Here is a 19438-nt window from a genome sequence, read left to right on the forward strand (position 1 = left end):
CGTCGCAATCAGGTCCCGGACTTGATCTTGGTCCAGGCCCGGGTCCGTGCGCGTTCGGCATCGCGAGGCAGCGGTTGCAGGGTGTAGAGCGTGCTCATTGCCGACTCGGTCGGGTATAGGTTCGGGTTGTTGCGGATGGCCGGGTCGACCAACTCCGTGGCGTCTTTGTTCGGGTTCGGGTAGCCAACGAAATCGCTGACCGGCGCGATCACTTGCGGTTGCAGCAGGTAGTTGATGAAGGTGTAGGCGTCTTCCGTGTTCTTCGCGCCTTTAGGAATGGCGAGCATGTCGAACCAGATCGGCGCGCCTTCTTTGGGCAGGCGCATGTCGACGACCACACCGTTCTTGGCTTCTTTGGCGCGGTTGGCGGCCTGGGAGAAGCTGCCGGAATAACCGACCGCGACGCAGATGTCACCGTTGGCGATGTCGGCCATGTACTTGGAAGAATGGAAGTAGGTGACGTACGGCCGGATCTTCATCAGCAGCGCTTCAGCCTTGTCGTAGTCCGCAGGCTTTTTGCTGTTGGGGTCCAGGCCGAGGTGTTGCAGGGCCAGCGGCAGGATCTCCGACGGCGAGTCGAGCAGCGCGACGCCGCACTGCTTGAGCTTGCTGATGTTCTCTTCCTTGAAGATCAGGTCCCAACTGTCCACCGGCGCGTCGGCGCCCAGCGCAGCCTTGACCTTGTCCGGGTTGAAGCCGATCAGGATGGTGCCGTACATGTAGGGCACGGCGAATTTGTTGCCCGGGTCGTTGGCCTCGATCAGCTTCATCAACTTGGGATCGAGGTGATTCCAGTTCGGCAACTTGCTGCGATCCAGCGGCTGGAACACCCCGGCTTCGATCTGCTTGGCGAGGAACACGTTGGACGGCACCACCACGTCATAACCGGAGTTACCGGTCAGCAGCTTCGCTTCCAGCGCTTCGTTGGTGTCGAAGATGTCGTAGACCAGTTTGGTCTGGGTGTTCTGGGCCTTGAAGTCTTCCAGGGCTTTGGGGGTGATGTAGTCGAACCAGTTGTAGACGCGCAACGTTCGTTCTTCGGCGTGCGCGGCGCCACTGAGCACCGTCGCGCACAGCGCTGGAGCGATAAAACGCTTGAGTCTGTTCATTGTTCTAATTCCTCATTGGGCGCTTTCAAAACCTTCGAGAACGTTCACGGCGTTGATGCCGATTTCCTCTACCGCGTAACCGCCTTCCATCACGAACAGCGTCGGCTTGCCGAGCTTGGCAATGCGTTCGCCCATGGCCAGGTAATCCGGGCTGTCGAGCTTGAATTGGGAGATCGGATCGTCCTTGAACGTATCGACGCCCAGGGACACGACGACGATGTCGGCGCCGTACTTCTCGGTTTCCCGGCAGGCCTGATCCAGCGCGGCGCTCCAGGTGTCCCAGCCGGAACCGGCGGGCAACGGGTAGTTGAAGTTGAAACCTTCACCGGCGCCTTCACCGAGTTCGTCTTCGTAGCCGAGGAAGAACGGGAATTCGGCTTCCGGGTGGCCGTGGATCGAGGTGAACAGCACGTCGCTGCGCTCGTAGAAAATCGATTGGGTGCCGTTGCCGTGGTGGTAATCGACGTCGAGGATCGCGACCTTTTTATGGCCCTGATCGAGGAAAGCCTGGGCGGCGATGGCGGCGTTGTTGAGGTAGCAATAGCCGCCCATCAAGTCACTGGCGGCGTGGTGTCCCGGTGGCCGGCACAACGCGAAAGCACTGCGGGCGCCACGCTGGATCGCGGCTTGGGCGGTCAATGCCACTTGCGCTGCGCTGTACGCCGCTTGCCAAGTGCCGGCGGTGATCGGCGCGCCGCCGTCGAAGCTGTAATAGCCGAGTTGGCCGTGCAGGCTGGTGGGCATGATCCGCCGCAGGGTGCGGGCCGGCCAGGTGTAGGGCAGCAAGTCGCCGTCGGTATTGAACTCGGTCCAACGGGCCCAGGCGCCTTTGAAGAAATCGAGGTAGTCGCGGCTGTGGATGCGGGCAATCGGCTCGAGGCCGAAATCCTGTGGCGCTTCCACCGGGCCGAGGTCGCGGTCTTGCACGCGCTGTAGAACGTGATCGGCACGGGACGGCATTTCGAAGCAGGGCATCAGTTGCCCGTCCATCAATTCACAACGGCCGTGGTGCAGGTGGTGATCGTCCGAGTAGATCGTCAGCATTTTCTTGTTCTCCGCAGGCTGATTCGGTTGAACACAGTCTTGCGGGGCGCGGCGTTTGGGAGAACGGCAGGAAAGGCCAAAAGGGGATCGATATGGCCAAAAGATTTGACCGAAATTCGCCCCTTATTGGCGCGGCGATGCCCCAGGGTTGGGCGCGCACCCCTTGATCGTTCCCACGCTCTGCGTGGGAATGCAGCCCGTGACGCTCCGCGTCACCGGGACGCGGAGCGTCCCAAGAGGCATTCCCACGCGGGAGCGTGGGAACGATCATCTGCACAAGGGGAATCAGTGTGGTCGGTATTGGCTGGGCGCCACACCACTCCAGCGCACAAACGCATGGCGGAAACTCGCGGTCTCGCTAAACCCCAGCGCTTCGGCAATCCGATAGATCGGCAGATGATCCTCGCAGAGCATTTGCTTGGCCTGTTCAAACCGCAGCTCATCGAGCAGTTCCTGATAACTGCAGCCCAGATCCTTTAGGTGCCGGCGCAAAGTCCGCGCCGAACAATTCATCTGCTCCGCCAACCCCTCAAGCCCCGGCGCCGCATTCAACTGCGCACGGAGCAACTGGCGAATCCGCCCCAGCCACGCCTGACGCCCGGTGAACTCGGTGTTCTGCTTGCGGCAACGTTCGGCCATGGCTTGGTGGGTGATGGCGTCGGCCAGCGGCAGGGGCTGCTCCAGCCAGGCTTTATCGAAGGCAAAGGAGTTTGACGTCGCATCGAACTGCAGCGGGCAGTCGAAACGTTCGGCGTACCGGGCCTGATAGGTCGGCGCCGGGTATTCGAAACGAGCGCCAAGCAGTGGTAACGGATGGCCGAGCAGGTCTTCGCAGGTGACCTTCATCGAGACCAGGCAAAACTCGACATTGAATGGCGCCAGCGCAGGGTTTTCCCGATAGTCGCCAGCGGTGAGCCAGATGCGTTCGTTATCCTCTTCCAAGCTCAACTCGAACAGAGTTCCTAATAGCGCCGGATAGTGCAGAGCCAGCCGCAAGGCGTCACCTAAAGTGGCACTGGTGAGTAAGGCGTACCCGAGCATGCCGTAGGACGAAACGTGCATTCGTCGGCCCAATTCCAGGCCGATGTCATGCTTGAGCGCGACCGCATTGGCGCAGACCTGCATCTCCTGATTAGTGGTGATGCGCGTGTCCGCCCGGCTCAGATCCGCCGCACTGATGCCGCTTCCCGCGAGTAATGCCTCGCTGGACAGGCCTTCGGCCTTGAAGGTGTTGAGCACCAGGGAGACGGCGTTGAGGGTGGTGAGGTGGGAATGGAGCATGGGAGCTTCCGTCCATGAGGTCTGCCGGAAGGGAGCAAGTTGCATGCCGTTATGGCTGGCGCCTGCTTGCCGCCGATTGCCGATTGGTGCAACCTGCCTGCCATTCACCCTCGGGTGGCGTGGCACACAACCATAAGGGACTAGGTATGACATTCACTCCATCGCGCTCCATGCTCCTGGCCTCCAGCCTGTTGCTCAGCTCGTTGTGCTTTGCCGAAGGCGAGCCGGCCGACGGCAGCAGCATCAAGGATTCGGCCAAGGCCGCGGTCTCGTCGGCGATTTCGGCCGGCAAGAACCTGTTGGGCGGGGTCAGTGAAGGGGTGCTCGACGGGCGCCAGTCGGCACAGGGCGTTGACGGTGCTTCGATCATTTCCTCTCGCGAGCAAATGAAGGACCGCGTCGATGTGCAGGTGCTGAAGACCGAGGCCGTCGGCGACACGTTCAATGTCACCCTGGGCTTCAAGAACAGCAGCGACAGCCAACTGCGCTTGATCAACCTCAAGCAGACCGGCGCCTTGCTGGCGATCGATCAGGACGGTTACGCCAACGGACTGACCGCCAGCCTGGATAACCCTGATGAGGTCACCGTTCCGCCCAAAGCGGCGATACGGCAGAAATTCACGTTTGAAGGGCCGATCGAGACGTCCACCACGGTGCGTGTGTGGGGCCAGGATTATCAGGTCAAGAAGTAAGCCTCGCGGCTAGCCGGCTCCTGCAACATCGCGGGCGCCGGCAAATCGCGGTGGATCAGCTCAACTCACCACACAGATCCAGTTCGACCAGGCGTCGCACGTCGGCGTTATCCAGGTCGGCGCCGAGCAGCGCATGGAGCTTGCCGAACGCCGCTTCACGGGTCATGCCGCCGCCCGAAAGCACGCCGACACCGCGCAGGCGACTGCCCGCCTCATAGACATCCAGCTCGACCCCGCCTTCATGGCATTGCGTGACCGCAACCACCACCACGCCGTTGTCCCGCGCCCGTTCCAGGCTGGCGAGAAACGCAGGGTTGTCGCTTGGCCCGGTGCCGCTGCCGTAGCATTCCAGGACCATACCTTTTATGCCGCTGTCGAGCAGACCGTTCAGCACGTCGGCGCTGATGCCTGGGAACAACGGCAATACCGCGACGTTCGCCAGTTGCTTGGGCTGGCTGTAGTTCAGCGGCGCCGGCAGGGACGACGCCTTCACGCCGCCACCCTGACGCTCAAGCCGCTTGAACGGATGACGCCCAAAACTGCGCACCTTCGCGCAACGGGTCGGGTCCAGCAGTTCGCCGTGGAAGTACAGGTGCACGCCGGGCGCCAGGCCATGGCCGAGGGCAACCAGCGCGCCGCTGAGGTTTTCCCAGGCATCGCTGTCGGTCACGCCGGCCGGCAGCATTGAGCCGGTGAAACAGACGCGAGCGTGTAAGCCGAGCAATTGAAAGCTCATGGCCGCGGCGCTGTAGGCCAGGGTGTCGGTGCCGTGCAGGATCAACACGCTGTCGCAGCCCTGGACATCCACGGCATCGACCACCGCTTCGCGCAGTTGCTGCCAATAGGCCGGGGTCATGTTGGCGCTGTCGATCAGCGGGCTCATCTCGCGAAAGCGCCACTGCGGCACCACCAGTTCAGGCTGGCTGTGCAGGTAGTCGCGCATCCGCACTTCGAAACCGGATGCCGGGGCCAGGCCGTGGGCGCTGGCTTGCATGCCGATGGTGCCGCCGGTGTAGAGCACCATGACGTGCTGGGCGGCAGGGTAGGTCGAGGCATTCATGGGGAGGTTCTCCGAAAGCGAAAACAACATACGACCGAGCATGACGCCGGTCGTACGTTGTGTCACGTCGGGCGCAGGGGAGGCGCCCGGTTTTTTACCGATCAGCGTTGCGCTGCGGGTACGCCTTGCGGCTCAACGGCTGCTTTTGGCGCAGCAGCTGGTGGGTTGGCGGGCCAGGCTTGCAGGTCCAGGTCCAGATCCGGGAACTTGCTCGAATCGAACACTGGCGTCTTGATGCCGGCAGAACGCTGGTCATCGTAGTCACGCAGGATGCGCATGCCGACCTTGAACAGCAGGAACAGCGCGATCAGGTTCACGAACGCGAGCATGGTCATGGTGATGTCGGCGAAGGCGAACACGGTGCTGAGGTTTTCGACGGCACCCCACGAGATCAGCAGCAGCACAATAGCGCGGTAGGTGATCACGGCCATGCGGCTGTCCTTGGCGCCCATCAAGAAGCGCAGGTTGCTCTCGCCCAGGTAGTAGTTGTAGAGGATCGAGGTGAACACGAACAACGACAGGGCCACAGAAATGAAGATGCGGCCCCAGTCTCCGACCACGGCCGCCAGGGAGTTCTGGGTCAGGGCAATGCCGTCGCCTTCGAAGCCCGGGGTGTAGAAGCCCGAGAGCAGGATCAGCAACGCGGTGCAGGTGCAGATCACGAAGGTGTCGAGGAACACGCTGAACGCCTGAACCACGCCTTGCGCCACCGGGTGCTCGACCGAAGCCACGGCGGCCACGTTTGGCGCACTGCCCAGGCCCGCTTCGTTGGCGAACACGCCACGCTTCACGCCCATGACGATGGCGCTGCCGATCAGGCCGCCGAAGGCCTGGTCCATACCGAAGGCACTTTTGACGATGGTCATCAGCATGGCTGGAACGTGGTCGAATTGCAGCACGATCACGTAGAGGGTCACGCCGATGTACACCAGGGTTTTCACCGGCACCAGCAGGTCAGCGACCTTGGCGATGCGCTTGATGCCACCGACGAACACCAGGCCTAGCAGCAGGGCCAGGGCCAGGCCGGAGTAGGCGGTGTCGAAGCCGAAGGCGTTTTGCAGTGAGTGAGTCACGGCGTGGGATTGCAGACCGTTGAAGGCGAAGCCGAAGGTGATCAGCAGCAGGAACGCCATGATCATCCCCAACCAGCGTTTCTGCAGGCCGTGCTGGATGTAGTAGGACGGGCCGCCACGATAAGTGCCGTCGGAATCGCAGCGCTTATAGAGCTGGCCGAGGGAGCATTCGAAGAAGCTGCTGGACATGCCGACCAGCGCGGTCACCCACATCCAGAACACCGCACCTGGCCCACCGAGGGTCACGGCGATGCCGACACCGGCAATGTTGCCTGCACCGACGCGGCCGGCGAGGCTGAGCATCAGGGCCTGGAACGAGCTGAGTTGCCCGGCGCTGCTTTTGAGGCTGTCACGGAACACCGCGAACATGTGGAAGAAGTGGCGCAATTGAACGAAACGCGAGCGGATCGTGAAGTAGCTACCGAGCCCGACAATGAGCACGATCAGTACTTTCCCTGAGAGGAAGTCGTTGATGACTTCGAGCATGGATTATTCCTCGCTGTTTTTTGTTTAAGCAAATGCTGGAGAGGCAGAAACATCGCGTTACACCGGTTTGCGCAAGGCATGACAGGTGAGGCGAGGATTCGTCCCGGTTCCATATCGCGGGTTTGTTATTAGTTCGGGTTTCGCATGGGTTTGGGCCTCGTTACCGACGACCGCTCACGCGAAGAGGGGCGGCACTATACCTATCAGTGTGCCGTCCGTCTGCACGGTTGTGGTGCAAGCGACGAAACGAGGTCCTTTCTCTTGTAGGAGCATGGCTTGCCCGCGATGGCGATTTTGCGGGCGCCATCGCGGGCAAGCCTTGCTCCTACAGAAGTCGATCCAGGCACGATCTATACGGTCAGGCCTGTAAATAGTTAAAAAAAAGGGCTTGGGGAATGAATCCCCAAGCCCTCAAAAGGTGAGAGGTGTCTAGTCCCTCGACCTGGTGAGCGTGTGCAGCGTTTGATCAAGCTTTAAGCGGGACCAGACGCGGAGCAATCATATTTTCCGGGCGCAGGATGTCGGCGAGCATTTCGTCGTCGAGCAAGCCTTCTTCGCGCACCAGTTCCAGCACACCGCGGCCGCTTTCAAGGGCGATACGGGCGATGCGGGTGGCGTTTTCATAGCCGATGTACGGGTTCAGCGCGGTAACCAGACCGATCGAGTGCTCGACCAGTTCGCGGCAGCGCTCTTCGTTGGCGGTGATGCCGACGATGCAGTGTTCGCGCAGCATGTCCATGGCGCGTTGCAGCAGGCGGATCGAGTCGAAGATCTTGAACGCGATCAGCGGCTCCATCACGTTCAGTTGCAGCTGGCCGCCTTCGGCCGCGATGGTCAGGGCCAGGTCGTTGCCGATGATCTGGAACGCTACCTGGTTAACTGCTTCCGGAATAACCGGGTTGACCTTGCCGGGCATGATCGAGCTGCCTGGCTGACGCGCCGGCAGGTTGATTTCGTTGATGCCGGTACGTGGGCCGCTGGACAGCAGGCGCAGGTCGTTGCAGATCTTCGACAGCTTGACCGCGGTGCGCTTGAGCATGCCGGAGAACAGCACGAAGGCGCCCATGTCGGAAGTGGCTTCGATCAGGTCGGCGGCTGGCACCAGCGGTTGACCGCTGATCAGGGCCAGGCGCTGCACGGCCAGGTGCTGGTAACGCGGGTCGGCGTTGATGCCGGTGCCGATCGCGGTGCCGCCCAGGTTCACTTCAGTCAGCAGTTCCGGGGCCAGCGTCTTCAGACGGGCCAGGTCTTCGCCCAGTGTGGTGGCGAAAGCGCGGAATTCCTGGCCGAGGGTCATCGGCACGGCGTCTTGCAGTTGGGTACGGCCCATCTTCAATACGTGGCTGAATTCAACACCCTTGGCAGCGAACGCCTGGATCAGGCTGTCGAGGCTGGCCAGCAGCGCATCGTGACCCAACAGCAGACCGAGGCGGATCGCCGTCGGGTAAGCATCGTTGGTCGACTGCGCCATGTTCACGTCGTTGTTCGGGTGCAGGTATTGGTATTCGCCCTTCTGGTGACCCATGGCCTCCAGCGCGATGTTGGCGATGACTTCGTTGGCATTCATGTTGGTCGAAGTGCCAGCGCCGCCTTGAATCATGTCCACCACGAACTCTTCGTGGAAATCGCCGCGGATCAGTCGTGCACAGGCTTCGCTGATGGCAGCGTGCTTGGCTTCGCTCAGGTGACCCAGCTCGCGGTTGGCGTCAGCGGCGGCTTGTTTGACCATCGCAAGGCCGACCACCAGCTTCGGGTAATGCGAAATCGGAACGCCGGAGAGACGGAAGTTGTTCACCGCTCGCAGGGTCTGGATGCCGTAATACGCTTGAGCAGGTACTTCGAGTACGCCAAGCAGGTCTTTTTCTGTGCGGAAAGATGCAGCGGAGGACATGATAGAAATCATCTCGATAGGGACCCGGTCTGTGCCGGAACACTGCAAATGCTAGGCTTGTGGAGAATTTTGGGCCAATGCTGTTAAGCGCTGGCCTATGCACATTCGGCATAATGCCCATGTGACGCCGCGTGTGCGGCGAGCGTGTGACCTAATTTGGTGCGTGTCCGGGAGGACGTGATGAATCTGGAAAGTAAATGGCTGGAGGACTTTAGTGCCCTGGCCGCCACCCGCAGCTTCTCCCAGGCTGCGGAACGCCGTTTCGTGACTCAGCCTGCGTTTAGCCGGCGGATCCGCAGTTTGGAAGCCGCATTGGGGTTGCAACTGGTCAACCGCTCGCGCACGCCGGTCGAGCTGACGGCGGCGGGGCAATTGTTCCTGGTGACCGCGCGGACGGTGGTCGAGCAGTTGGGTGAAGTGCTGCGCCATCTTCATCACCTGGAAGGCGGGCAGGGCGAAGTGATGCAGGTGGCGGCCGCTCACTCCCTGGCGCTGGGCTTCTTTCCGCGCTGGATTGCGCAGTTGCGTAATGAAGGTCTGAACATTGCCACGCGTCTGGTGGCGACCAACGTCGGCGATGCGGTGCATGCGCTTCGCGAGGGCGGCTGTGACTTGATGCTGGCGTTCTACGACCCGGACGCGGCCATGCAGATGGACCCGGAGATTTTCCCGTCGTTGCACCTGGGCCATACCGAGATGCTGCCGGTGTGTGCCGCCGATGCCGATGGTAAACCGTTGTTCGATCTGGAAGGCGAAGGCAGTGTGCCGTTGCTGGCCTACAGCGCCGGGGCGTTTTTGGGCCGTTCGGTGAACCTGCTGCTGCGCCAGCGCGCCCTGCGCTTCACCACCATTTATGAGACCGCCATGGCCGACAGCTTGAAAAGCATGGCGCTGGAAGGCCTGGGCATCGCCTGGGTGCCGCAACTGAGCGTGCGCGCCGAACTGGCTCGCGGTGAGTTGGTAGTGTGCGGCGGCCCGCAATGGCATGTGCCGCTGGAGATTCGTTTGTATCGCTGCGCGCTGGTGCGCAAGGCGAATGTGCGGTTGCTGTGGCGCAAGCTCGAAGGCGGCGCTGCGCAAGGCACTTAATTGATCGCTTGATCGTTCCCACGCTCTGCGTGGGAATGCAGCCCGGGACGCTCCGCGTCCCCAAAAGCGTGACGCAGAGCGTCACAGGAGGCGTTACCACGCAGAGCGTGGGAACGATCGATTTACGCTGTTTTTGGCTGACCTTCGAGTCAATAAAACCGGCACTTTGCGCCGAATGACAGATGGTCGTCCCGGGGGCTGTTTATCTGCTTCATTGAGGTATACTGCGCGGCCTTCGGCCGGTTCGTCCGGCCATTTTTCGTACAATCAAGCCACGCATTTCTGCGTGGCTTGTTGTTTTTGACGCGCCTGCGGGCGCCCAGAGAGAAGAGGCACGACGATGAGTGCACTGGTTGGCGTGATCATGGGCTCCAAGTCCGATTGGTCCACCCTTAGCCACACCGCCGATATGCTGGAAAAGCTCGGCATCCCTTACGAGGTGAAAGTGGTCTCTGCCCACCGCACCCCGGACCTGCTGTTCCAGTACGCCGAAGAGGCCGAGGCGCGTGGCATCGAGGTGATCATCGCCGGTGCCGGTGGCGCGGCCCACCTGCCAGGCATGTGTGCGGCCAAGACCCACCTGCCGGTGCTGGGCGTTCCGGTGCAGTCGTCGATGCTGTCGGGCGTCGATTCGCTGCTGTCGATCGTGCAGATGCCCGCGGGCATTCCGGTCGCCACCCTGGCCATCGGCAAGGCGGGCGCGATCAACGCCGCGTTGCTGTCGGCGAGTATTCTCGGCGCCAAGCACCCGCAATTCCACGCGGTGCTGAAAACCTTCCGTGCTGAGCAGACAGACAGCGTCCTGGACAATCCAGACCCACGCATCGCCTGAGGTTGTTGACGATGAAAATCGGTGTAATCGGTGGCGGCCAGTTGGGTCGCATGTTGGCGCTGGCGGGCACTCCGCTGGGCATGAACTTCGCTTTCCTCGACCCGGCACCGGATGCTTGCGCAGCCGCGTTGGGCGAACACTTGCGGGCCGATTACGGTGATCAGGATCACCTGCGTCAGCTGGCTGATGAAGTCGATCTGGTGACCTTCGAGTTCGAAAGTGTCCCGGCCGAAACCGTGGCCTTCCTCTCGCAGTTCGTCCCGGTCTACCCGAGCGCCGAAGCCCTGCGCATCGCCCGTGATCGCTGGTTCGAGAAGAGCATGTTCAAGGACCTGGGGATTCCCACCCCGGCGTTCGCCGACATTCAGTCGCAAGCTGACCTGGACGCCGCCGTTGCTTCGATCGGCCTGCCGGCCGTGCTGAAAACCCGCACCCTGGGTTACGACGGCAAGGGCCAGAAAGTCCTGCGCAAACCGGAAGACGTGGTTGGCACCTTCGCCGAACTCGGCAGCGTGGCCTGCCTGCTGGAGGGCTTCGTGCCGTTCACCGGCGAAGTTTCGCTGATCGCTGTGCGTGCCCGCGATGGCGAAACCAAATTCTATCCGCTGGTTCACAACACCCACGACAGCGGCATCCTCAAGCTGTCCGTGGCCAGCACCGATCACCCGCTGCAAGCCCTGGCTGAGGATTATTCCAGCCGTGTGCTTAAACAGTTGGAATACGTCGGCGTGATGGCGTTCGAGTTCTTTGAAGTCGACGGCGGCCTCAAGGCCAACGAAATCGCCCCGCGCGTGCACAACTCCGGGCACTGGACCACCGAAGGCGCCGAGTGCAGCCAGTTCGAAAACCACCTGCGGGCCGTTGCCGGTCTGCCGCTGGGCTCGACGGCCAAGATCGGTGAGAGCGCGATGCTCAACTTCATCGGCGTTGTTCCGCCGGTAGAGAAAGTGATCGCCATCGACGACTGCCATTTGCACCACTACGGCAAGGCGTTCAAGGTCGGGCGCAAGGTCGGTCACGCCAATCTGCGTTGCGCAGATCGCGAGACGCTGGCGGCGCAGATCCTCAAGGTCGAAGCGCTGATCGCCGAATAGTTTCATGTGGCAGCGGCGGAACCTTCAGGGGCCGCCGTTCTCTGATGGCAGGATGCCAAAGTCTGACTAGGCTTGGGCTAGGTGTCCTGCTTCACCAAATTAATCAGAGGGAAATGCCATGGGAATTATCGGAACCATCTTTATCGGCTTGATCGTTGGCCTGCTGGCTCGGTTCCTGAAACCGGGCGATGACAGCATGGGCTGGATCATGACCATCCTGCTCGGTATCGGCGGTTCGCTGGCGGCCACTTACGGCGGCCAGGCTCTGGGCATTTACCAGGCTGGCCAGGGCGCAGGCTTCCTCGGTGCGCTGGTTGGCGCCGTTGTGTTGCTGGTGCTCTACGGCCTGATCAAAAAGAACTGATTCAAAGCGACAAAGCCCTCTCTGCGGCGCACGCGGGGAGGGCTAGAATGCTCGCCATTGCACCATCCTTCCTTTTGCCGAGCACCCCATGCGCCGTCTATTACTGACTTTCCTATTACTGGGCTCGGGCCTTGCCCATGCCGGCGAACTGCCGGAAACCGACTGGCTGGAACTTATGCCCAAGTCGGACCAGAAAGCCCTCGAGGCCATGCCCGAAATCGACCACAACACCCCCGAAGGCGATGGCACCTTTACCTCTAAGGGTGGCATGAAGCAGAGCAAGGGCTTGCCGGCGGTGATGTATTCGACCAAAACCGTGCCGTCGATGAACGACAAAAGCATTCGCATCGGGGGTTACCCGGTGCCGCTGGAGTCCGACGCCAAGGGTCGCAGCACCCTGTTTTTCCTGGTGCCGTACCCGGGCGCCTGCATCCACGTGCCGCCACCGCCGCCCAACCAGTTGGTGCTGGTGCGTTATCCGAAAGGCCTGAAGCTGGACGATATCTACACACCGCTGTGGGTGACAGGCACGCTGAAGATCGAGAAGGTCAACAACGACCTGGCTGACGCGGCGTATGCGCTGGATGCGGCGAAGGTGCGGGCGGTCGAAGAGTCGGATTTGTAGCGTTTGGTCGATCGATTCGCGGGCAAGCCTCGCTCCTGCAGATCACTCGGACCTGTAGGCGCGAGGCTTGCCCGCGAAGCTTTTAAAGCGCTGTGCTGCCGATGCTGACGCCCAGGGTATGACTGGCACCCGCCGCCAGGTTCACCACGTCATCCATCACATTCGCCGTCTCGATGCACAACATGCGCTGCCAGCCATCGTCGGCCATGTCGCTGAACGCCGCTGCGCGATCAATCCACGGGTTCCAGATCACCGCCGTGCGCGAACCACTGCTGGTCAGCTCGATGCGCCGCTCCCAGGCCGGGTCGACGATGCTCAGCTTCGCCGGGGTATTCAGGTAGATACGGTCTGTCTCGCCGGTAAAGTCCAGATCGCCGGCCTGAGTGGCCGTGCTCCAGTCCTTGGTCGTATCGATGTAACTCAAGCCATCCAGCCCTTCGACCTGCACGTTGCGCACATCGCTGACGGCGAAATAACTGTGCAACGCCTGGCTGATCGACACGGTTTCAGCGCCGCGGTTGTGGCTGGTCAGGCTGATGTGCAACTGCTCATCAAGGCGAATGCTCAGCTTCAAATCCACCTGATGCGGCCAACCCGGGAAGCCACCTTCGGGGTAGGGCAGGACAAATTCCACCTTCAGGCTTTCACCCTCGGTTTCGATGCCACCCAGCTCCCAATCCGTCGCCCGGACAAAACCGTGGGCGCCAGCCGGTTCGTTGCTGACGCGCATGGCCTTGACGCTCGGCGGGTTGCGATCAAAGTTGCCGAACCACGGCCAGCACACCGGCACGCCGGCGCGGATGCTTTTGCCGGTCTTGAACACCGCCTCGTCGTTGAGCCAGATCAGCGGCGGTTGCCCGGCCAATTGATAACTGAGGATGTGCGCGCCTTGCTGGGCCACCAGCAGTTCGGCCTGACCGTGGCGGATGCGCCAGCAGTTCAGTTCATCCAGTTTGACGGCTTCAACGTTGGGCGTGCTCATGGGGACAACTCTCAATCAGGATCAATGACTGCAATGGACCGCAAAACCCGCGCCGTGTTTAACGCGCGCGGGGCGGAACCGAACGGGTGCGGCCGCTGCCGTCGATGGCGACGAACACGAACACCGCTTCAGTCACTTTACGCCACTCGCTGGACAGCGGGTCGTCGCTCCAGACCTCGACCATCATCTGGATCGAGCTGCGGCCGATTTCCAGCGCCTGGGTATAGAAGGAGAGCTGCGCGCCGACTGCCACCGGGACCAGGAACGCCATGCGGTCGATCGCCACGGTCGCCACGCGGCCACCGGCGACTTTGCTGGCCATCGCGGTGCCGGCCAAATCCATCTGCGCCACCAGCCAGCCGCCGAAAATATCGCCAAAGCCGTTGGTTTCGCGCGGGAGCGCGGTGATTTGCAGGGCCAGGTCGCCTTGCGGGATCGGATCTTCTTGTTCGAGCTCTATCATGCCGGGGGTGCCTCTGACCCGTGACTCTTCATTAGTACTTCAAGGTGAATAGCCGTCTCAGAAAAAACGATTCAGCCCCGAACATACTACGTTCGTCACGTTTTTCATAAGGCGCCTAAAGGGAAACTCTGCGAAATCGCCTGTGAAGCCTGGCAGGCGTTTTCGCACAGCAACCCTTTCAAACTGTTGCAAGATCGCGAGTATATCGGTCGGTAGACTCCGAGACGACCGTCCGGTTCTCATTTCGACCGTCAAATACGCACCTCTATGTGCTTTTTCGAACAATTTGCTATCGTGCCGGACCTGCCCAAGCCTCCGCCAGCGTTGTTGGGGTTGCAGATCCGACTATAAGAGAAGCCCTTGCCATGACCACAGCGCCCTCGAGCACTGCGCAGCCGACGCAATCCGCACGTCCGTTGACCCGCAACGATTACAAGACTTTGTCGCTGTCCGCCTTGGGCGGCGCGCTGGAGTTCTACGACTTCATCATCTTCGTATTTTTCGCGGTGGTGGTCGGCAAGTTGTTCTTCCCGGTCGACATGCCCGACTGGTTGCGCCAGATGCAAACCTTCGGGATCTTTGCCGCCGGCTACCTGGCGCGGCCGTTGGGCGGCATCGTCATGGCGCACTTCGGCGACCTGCTGGGTCGCAAGAAGATGTTCACCTTGAGCATTTTCATGATGGCCGTGCCGACGCTGATCATGGGTCTGCTGCCAACTTATGCGCAGATTGGCATGTGGGCGCCGATCCTGTTGCTGCTGATGCGCGTAATCCAGGGCGCGGCGATTGGCGGTGAAGTGCCCGGCGCGTGGGTCTTCGTTTCCGAACACGTGCCGCAGCGGCACATCGGCTACGCCTGCGGCACCCTGACCTGCGGCCTGACGGCCGGTATCCTGCTGGGCTCGCTGGTGGCCACGGCGATCAACAGTATTTACACCTCGGTGGAAGTCGCGGATTACGCCTGGCGGATCCCGTTCCTGCTGGGCGGTGTGTTCGGCCTGTTCTCGGTCTACCTGCGCCGCTGGCTCCACGAAACCCCGGTATTCGCCGAACTGCAACTGCGCAAAGCCCTGGCCGAAGAAGTGCCGCTGCAAGCGGTGCTGCGTGACCATCGCGGGGCGATCCTGATTTCCATGCTGCTGACCTGGCTGCTGTCCGCCGGCATCATCGTCGTCATCCTGATGACCCCGACCGTGCTGCAGACCGTCTACCACTTCTCGCCGACCACCGCGTTGCAGGCCAACAGCCTGGCGATCGTGTTCCTGAGCCTGGGTTGCGTGGCGTCCGGCGCGCTGGCCGACCGCTTCGGTGCCGGCCGGGTGTTCGTGTTCGGCAGTGCCGCGTTGCTGATCAGCTCGTGGACGTTCTATCACAGCCTGTTCAACCATCCGGACTGGCTGTTCCCGATGTACGCCGTGACTGGCCTGCTGGTCGGCACTATCGGCGCCGTGCCGTACGTGATGGTTAAAGCCTTCCCTGCAGTGGTGCGCTTCAGCGGGTTGTCGTTCTCCTACAACCTGGCCTACGCCATCTTCGGCGGCCTGACACCGATGATGGTGACGTTGCTGCTGAAGGAAAGCCCGATGGGGCCTGCTTATTATGTGGCGATCATTTGTGGGGTCGGGATTCTGGTAGGGGCTTATCTTTGGAAGAAAGGGCGTTAAGCCAGCAACTGATCGTTCCCACGCTCCGAGTGGGAACGATCTATCGCCACATGCTGGCCTTTCATCCAATTGTCATATTTCAGCCATAGAGTGTTCACACGGCCTGCTGATACTTGGCCCCGACTTAACACACCCTATCTGCTAGGAGTAAGGCATGAAACTGAAGCGTTTGATGGCGGCAATGACTTTTGTCGCTGCTGGCGTTGCGACTGCCAACGCGTTCGCCGCTGTTGACCCTGCGATCCCGAGCTACACCAAGACCACTGGTGTATCGGGCAACCTGTCCAGCGTCGGCTCCGATACCCTGGCCAACCTCATGACCCTGTGGGCTGAGAATTACAAAAAAGAATACCCGAACGTAAACATCCAGATTCAGGCCGCTGGCTCCGCCACTGCGCCACCTGCGTTGACTGAAGGCACCTCTAACCTGGGCCCGATGAGCCGCAAGATGAAGGACACCGAACTGGCGGCCTTCGAGCAGAAGTACGGCTACAAGCCAACCGCAATCCCGGTTGCCGTGGACGCCCTGGCGGTGTTCGTGCACAAGGACAACCCGATCCAGCACCTGACCATGGAACAGGTCGATGCGATCTTCTCGTCCACTCGTCTGTGCGGCGCTAAAGCCGACGTCAAAACCTGGGGCGACCTGGGTGTGACCGGTGACCTGGCCAACAAGCCGGTTCAACTGTTCGGTCGTAACTCGGTATCCGGCACTTACGGCTACTTCAAAGAAGAAGCCCTGTGCAAAGGCGACTACAAGCCAAACGTCAACGAACAACCCGGTTCGGCTTCGGTCGTGCAGTCGATCAGCTCCTCGCTGAACGGCATCGGTTACTCGGGCATCGGCTACAAGACCGCTAGCGTGAAAACCGTGGCCCTGTCGAAGAAAGGCAGCACTGAGTTCATCGAAGACAGCGAAGAAAACGCACTGAACGGCAAATACCCGCTGTCGCGTTTCCTCTACGTGTACGTCAACAAAGCCCCGAACAAGCCTCTGGCCCCGCTGGAAGCCGAGTTCGTGAAACTGGTTCTGTCCAAGCAGGGCCAGGAAGTTGTGGTGAAAGACGGCTACATCCCACTGCCGGCCAAGGTTGCTGCAAAAGCACTGGCTGACCTGGGTCTGCAGGAAGGCGGCTCTGAAGTCGCAAAAAAGTAAAACCCTAGGTCCGGGGTAAACCCGGACCTGTAGGAGCGAAGCTTGCTCGCGAAAGCGGTGGGTCAGTCAACATTGATATTGAATGTAACGACCCCTTCGCGGGCAAGCCTCGATCCTACAAATGCCGGTCAATACCGGCTCCCAAATTTCCGGTCCTCTGCCAGTACCCGCTGGCGGCGGATTTGTTGCGTCACTGCATTGTCATCTTTCTGTCATACAGGATCGCTAGGGTGTGCGCATGAATGATCTGGCCAATTCCACCATGACTACCAATCCCCCCAAGCGCATTGACTTCAATACGCCTGAGCTGCAACGCAAGCGCCGCATCCGCGCGCTCAAGGATCGCCTGACCCGCTGGTACGTGCTCATCGGCGGCCTCGCCGTCCTCGGCGCGATCACGCTGATCTTCTTCTTCCTCGCCTACGTCGTCGCTCCGCTGTTCCAGGGTGCCAGCCTCAAGGCTCAGGACGCCATCACGCCGGCCTGGATGCAAGACGCCGGCAAGCCCCTGATGATCTCCCTGGAAGAACAGAATCAGGTCGCGATGCGGGTTTCCGACAAGGGCCAGGCGCTGTTCTTTGACATCGACAGTGGCGCCGAACTGCGGCGCGTCGATCTGCCGATCCCGGCCGGCACCACCGTGACCTCCATCGGCGAAGACCAGCCAGGTCATCCGCTGGTAGCGGTGGGTCTGTCCAACGGCCAGGCGCTGGTGTTCCGTCACACTTACAAAGTCAGCTACCCGGACAACAAGAAAACCATCTCGCCGGCCATCGATTTCCCGTACGGCGAAACCCCGATTGCGCTGAACGAGGCGGGCGGAGCCCTGGAACATGTCAGCCTCAACGCCACCGACACCACGCTAATGCTGGTCGGCTCCACCGGTTCGCAACTCAATGTGCTGTCGCTGACCAGCGAAGAAAACATGATGACCGGCGAAGTCACCAACGAGCAAAAGCGCATCGATCTGCCGCAGATGACCGAGCCGGTGAAGAACATCTTCGTCGACCCGCGCCAGCAGTGGCTGTATGTGATCAACGGTCGCGCCCAGGCCGATGTGTTCAGCCTGCGCGACAAGAGCCTAAATGGTCGCTACAAATTGCTCGAAAACGGTGACGCCGAAATCACTGCCAGCACCCAACTGGTGGGCGGTATCTCGCTGATCATGGGCGACTCCAAGGGTGGCCTGGCCCAGTGGTTCATGGCCCGCGACCCGGATGGTGAACTGCGCCTGAAGCAGATCCGCAACTTCCAGATGGGCACCACACCGATCGTTGAAATCACTGCTGAAGAACGTCGCAAAGGCTTCATCGCCCTCGACGCTTCCGGCAAGCTCGGCGTGTTTCACAGCACCGCGCACCGCACCTTGCTGGTGGATCAGGTGGTCGACGGCCAGGGTGTATTCGGTCTGTCGCCACGGGCCAACCGTGTGATCGTTGAAGCGGGCGGCAAGATTCAACCGCTGCTGCTCGACAACCCGCACCCGGAAGTGTCGTGGAGCGCGCTGTGGAGCAAGGTCTGGTACGAGAACTACGACGAGCCTAAATACGTCTGGCAATCGACCGCCGCCAACACCGACTTCGAACCCAAGCTGAGCCTGTCGCCACTGACCTTCGGTACCCTGAAAGCCGCGTTCTACGCCATGCTGCTGGCCGCACCACTGGCCGTCGCGGCCGCGATCTACACCGCCTACTTCATGGCGCCGAGCCTGCGCCGCAAGGTCAAACCGGTGATCGAGTTGATGGAGGCGATGCCGACGGTGATCCTCGGTTTCTTCGCCGGCCTGTTCCTCGCGCCTTATGTCGAAGGACATTTGCCGGGCATCTTCAGCCTGTTGATGTTGCTGCCAATCGGCATCCTGGTGGCCGGTTTCGTGTTCAGCCGCCTGCCTGAATCGATCCGCCTGAAAGTGCCGGACGGCTGGGAAGGCGCGATCCTGATCCCGGTGATCCTGTTCGTCGGTTGGCTCTCGCTGTACATGAGCCCATACATGGAAAACTGGTTCTTCGACGGCGACATGCGCATGTGGATCCAGCACGACGTAGGCATCACCTACGACCAGCGCAACGCTCTGGTGGTCGGTCTGGCCATGGGCTTCGCGGTGATCCCGAACATCTACTCCATCGCCGAAGACGCCGTGTTCAGTGTGCCTCGCGGCCTGACCCTCGGTTCCCTGGCCCTCGGCGCCACGCCGTGGCAGACCATGACCCGCGTGGTGATCCTCACCGCCAGCCCGGGCATTTTCTCGGCGTTGATGATCGGCATGGGCCGTGCGGTCGGTGAAACCATGATCGTGTTGATGGCCACCGGTAACACACCGGTCATGGAAATGAACCTGTTCGAAGGCCTGCGCACACTGGCGGCCAACGTCGCGGTGGAAATGCCCGAATCGGAAGTCGGCGGCAGCCACTACCGCGTGCTGTTCCTCTCGGCGCTGGTGCTGCTGTTGTTCACCTTCGTCATGAACACCCTCGCGGAACTGATTCGTCAGCGTCTGCGCAAGAAATACTCGTCGCTTTAAGAAAGGTAGAAG

General features: G+C 61.1%; 17 protein-coding genes. 9 read left to right on the forward strand and 8 right to left on the reverse strand.

The window, feature by feature from the left end; genetic code table 11:
• Nucleotides 1-8: 8 nt before the first annotated feature.
• From HKK52_RS20995 to HKK52_RS21005, 3 genes are all read right to left on the reverse strand, one after another.
• Nucleotides 9-1109 (reverse strand): polyamine ABC transporter substrate-binding protein, encoded by a 1101-nt coding sequence (locus HKK52_RS20995; RefSeq protein WP_169372419.1) that lies wholly within the window; start codon nucleotides 1107-1109, stop codon nucleotides 9-11.
• Nucleotides 1110-1121: 12 nt separating this feature from the next.
• Nucleotides 1122-2153: a histone deacetylase family protein gene (locus HKK52_RS21000; RefSeq protein WP_169372420.1), complete on the reverse strand. Its 1032-nt coding sequence runs from the start codon at nucleotides 2151-2153 to the stop codon at nucleotides 1122-1124.
• 285 nt (nucleotides 2154-2438) lie between these two features.
• Nucleotides 2439-3434 (reverse strand): AraC family transcriptional regulator, encoded by a 996-nt coding sequence (locus tag HKK52_RS21005; protein ID WP_169372421.1) that lies wholly within the window; start codon nucleotides 3432-3434, stop codon nucleotides 2439-2441.
• 146 nt (nucleotides 3435-3580) lie between these two features.
• Here HKK52_RS21005 and HKK52_RS21010 point away from each other — a divergent pair, with 146 nt between their 5' ends.
• Nucleotides 3581-4126, forward strand: coding sequence for a hypothetical protein (locus HKK52_RS21010; RefSeq protein WP_101208123.1), 546 nt, complete (start codon nucleotides 3581-3583; stop codon nucleotides 4124-4126).
• A 55-nt stretch (nucleotides 4127-4181) separates the two neighbouring features.
• Here the strand turns inward: HKK52_RS21010 and HKK52_RS21015 are convergent, their stop codons facing one another.
• The 3 genes from HKK52_RS21015 to aspA all read right to left on the reverse strand — a co-directional run bounded on the left by HKK52_RS21015 (nucleotide 4182) and on the right by aspA (nucleotide 8636).
• Nucleotides 4182-5186, reverse strand: coding sequence for an asparaginase (locus HKK52_RS21015; protein WP_169372422.1), 1005 nt, complete (start codon nucleotides 5184-5186; stop codon nucleotides 4182-4184).
• 101 nt (nucleotides 5187-5287) lie between these two features.
• On the reverse strand, nucleotides 5288-6745 hold the full coding sequence (locus tag HKK52_RS21020) for an alanine/glycine:cation symporter family protein (protein WP_169372423.1): 1458 nt from the start codon (nucleotides 6743-6745) through the stop codon (nucleotides 5288-5290).
• 466 nt (nucleotides 6746-7211) lie between these two features.
• A complete protein-coding gene (gene aspA, locus HKK52_RS21025; RefSeq protein WP_133835321.1) occupies nucleotides 7212-8636 on the reverse strand; it encodes an aspartate ammonia-lyase in 1425 nt (474 codons plus the stop codon).
• A gap of 180 nt (nucleotides 8637-8816) precedes the next feature.
• Between aspA and HKK52_RS21030 the strand changes: the two genes are divergently transcribed.
• The 5 genes from HKK52_RS21030 (at nucleotide 8817) to HKK52_RS21050 (ending at nucleotide 12640) form a co-directional block, all read left to right on the forward strand.
• On the forward strand, nucleotides 8817-9725 hold the full coding sequence (locus tag HKK52_RS21030) for a LysR substrate-binding domain-containing protein (protein WP_169372424.1): 909 nt from the start codon (nucleotides 8817-8819) through the stop codon (nucleotides 9723-9725).
• 340 nt (nucleotides 9726-10065) lie between these two features.
• The gene (purE, locus tag HKK52_RS21035; RefSeq protein ID WP_019694319.1) at nucleotides 10066-10557 is read left to right on the forward strand and encodes a 5-(carboxyamino)imidazole ribonucleotide mutase; all 492 of its coding nucleotides are present in this window, start codon (nucleotides 10066-10068) and stop codon (nucleotides 10555-10557) included.
• Between the two features lie 11 nt (nucleotides 10558-10568).
• On the forward strand, nucleotides 10569-11651 hold the full coding sequence (locus HKK52_RS21040; protein ID WP_169372425.1) for a 5-(carboxyamino)imidazole ribonucleotide synthase: 1083 nt from the start codon (nucleotides 10569-10571) through the stop codon (nucleotides 11649-11651).
• A 118-nt stretch (nucleotides 11652-11769) separates the two neighbouring features.
• Nucleotides 11770-12015, forward strand: coding sequence for a GlsB/YeaQ/YmgE family stress response membrane protein (locus HKK52_RS21045; RefSeq protein WP_149659419.1), 246 nt, complete (start codon nucleotides 11770-11772; stop codon nucleotides 12013-12015).
• A gap of 88 nt (nucleotides 12016-12103) precedes the next feature.
• Complete coding sequence (locus tag HKK52_RS21050) at nucleotides 12104-12640, forward strand: DUF3299 domain-containing protein (RefSeq protein ID WP_169372426.1); 537 nt, start codon at nucleotides 12104-12106, stop codon at nucleotides 12638-12640.
• Between the two features lie 82 nt (nucleotides 12641-12722).
• On the opposite strand, the gene HKK52_RS21055 is transcribed toward HKK52_RS21050, so the two are convergent.
• Nucleotides 12723-13622 (reverse strand): D-hexose-6-phosphate mutarotase, encoded by a 900-nt coding sequence (locus HKK52_RS21055; protein ID WP_169372427.1) that lies wholly within the window; start codon nucleotides 13620-13622, stop codon nucleotides 12723-12725.
• A 58-nt stretch (nucleotides 13623-13680) separates the two neighbouring features.
• Complete coding sequence (locus HKK52_RS21060; RefSeq protein WP_007896491.1) at nucleotides 13681-14085, reverse strand: acyl-CoA thioesterase; 405 nt, start codon at nucleotides 14083-14085, stop codon at nucleotides 13681-13683.
• Between the two features lie 365 nt (nucleotides 14086-14450).
• On the opposite strand from HKK52_RS21060, the gene HKK52_RS21065 reads away from it, so the two are divergent.
• The 3 genes from HKK52_RS21065 to HKK52_RS21075 all read left to right on the forward strand — a co-directional run bounded on the left by HKK52_RS21065 (nucleotide 14451) and on the right by HKK52_RS21075 (nucleotide 19426).
• Nucleotides 14451-15749: an MFS transporter gene (locus tag HKK52_RS21065; protein ID WP_169372428.1), complete on the forward strand. Its 1299-nt coding sequence runs from the start codon at nucleotides 14451-14453 to the stop codon at nucleotides 15747-15749.
• Between the two features lie 154 nt (nucleotides 15750-15903).
• Nucleotides 15904-16905, forward strand: coding sequence for a phosphate ABC transporter substrate-binding protein PstS (locus HKK52_RS21070; RefSeq protein WP_169372429.1), 1002 nt, complete (start codon nucleotides 15904-15906; stop codon nucleotides 16903-16905).
• A 487-nt stretch (nucleotides 16906-17392) separates the two neighbouring features.
• A complete protein-coding gene (locus HKK52_RS21075; protein ID WP_178117494.1) occupies nucleotides 17393-19426 on the forward strand; it encodes an ABC transporter permease subunit in 2034 nt (677 codons plus the stop codon).
• Nucleotides 19427-19438: the final 12 nt, after the last annotated feature.

The sequence above is a fragment of the Pseudomonas sp. ADAK2 genome (assembly GCF_012935755.1).
Lineage (GTDB): Bacteria > Pseudomonadota > Gammaproteobacteria > Pseudomonadales > Pseudomonadaceae > Aquipseudomonas.

Coding starts and splice junctions, on each gene's coding strand:
- HKK52_RS20995 (WP_169372419.1), bottom strand. CDS start 1,109: ATGAACAGACTCAAGCGTTTTATCGCTCCAGCGCTGTGCGCGACGGTG.
- HKK52_RS21000 (WP_169372420.1), bottom strand. CDS start 2,153: ATGCTGACGATCTACTCGGACGATCACCACCTGCACCACGGCCGTTGT.
- HKK52_RS21005 (WP_169372421.1), bottom strand. CDS start 3,434: ATGCTCCATTCCCACCTCACCACCCTCAACGCCGTCTCCCTGGTGCTC.
- HKK52_RS21010 (WP_101208123.1), top strand. CDS start 3,581: ATGACATTCACTCCATCGCGCTCCATGCTCCTGGCCTCCAGCCTGTTG.
- HKK52_RS21015 (WP_169372422.1), bottom strand. CDS start 5,186: ATGAATGCCTCGACCTACCCTGCCGCCCAGCACGTCATGGTGCTCTAC.
- HKK52_RS21020 (WP_169372423.1), bottom strand. CDS start 6,745: ATGCTCGAAGTCATCAACGACTTCCTCTCAGGGAAAGTACTGATCGTG.
- aspA (WP_133835321.1), bottom strand. CDS start 8,636: ATGTCCTCCGCTGCATCTTTCCGCACAGAAAAAGACCTGCTTGGCGTA.
- HKK52_RS21030 (WP_169372424.1), top strand. CDS start 8,817: ATGAATCTGGAAAGTAAATGGCTGGAGGACTTTAGTGCCCTGGCCGCC.
- purE (WP_019694319.1), top strand. CDS start 10,066: ATGAGTGCACTGGTTGGCGTGATCATGGGCTCCAAGTCCGATTGGTCC.
- HKK52_RS21040 (WP_169372425.1), top strand. CDS start 10,569: ATGAAAATCGGTGTAATCGGTGGCGGCCAGTTGGGTCGCATGTTGGCG.
- HKK52_RS21045 (WP_149659419.1), top strand. CDS start 11,770: ATGGGAATTATCGGAACCATCTTTATCGGCTTGATCGTTGGCCTGCTG.
- HKK52_RS21050 (WP_169372426.1), top strand. CDS start 12,104: ATGCGCCGTCTATTACTGACTTTCCTATTACTGGGCTCGGGCCTTGCC.
- HKK52_RS21055 (WP_169372427.1), bottom strand. CDS start 13,622: ATGAGCACGCCCAACGTTGAAGCCGTCAAACTGGATGAACTGAACTGC.
- HKK52_RS21060 (WP_007896491.1), bottom strand. CDS start 14,085: ATGATAGAGCTCGAACAAGAAGATCCGATCCCGCAAGGCGACCTGGCC.
- HKK52_RS21065 (WP_169372428.1), top strand. CDS start 14,451: ATGACCACAGCGCCCTCGAGCACTGCGCAGCCGACGCAATCCGCACGT.
- HKK52_RS21070 (WP_169372429.1), top strand. CDS start 15,904: ATGAAACTGAAGCGTTTGATGGCGGCAATGACTTTTGTCGCTGCTGGC.
- HKK52_RS21075 (WP_178117494.1), top strand. CDS start 17,393: ATGCAAGACGCCGGCAAGCCCCTGATGATCTCCCTGGAAGAACAGAAT.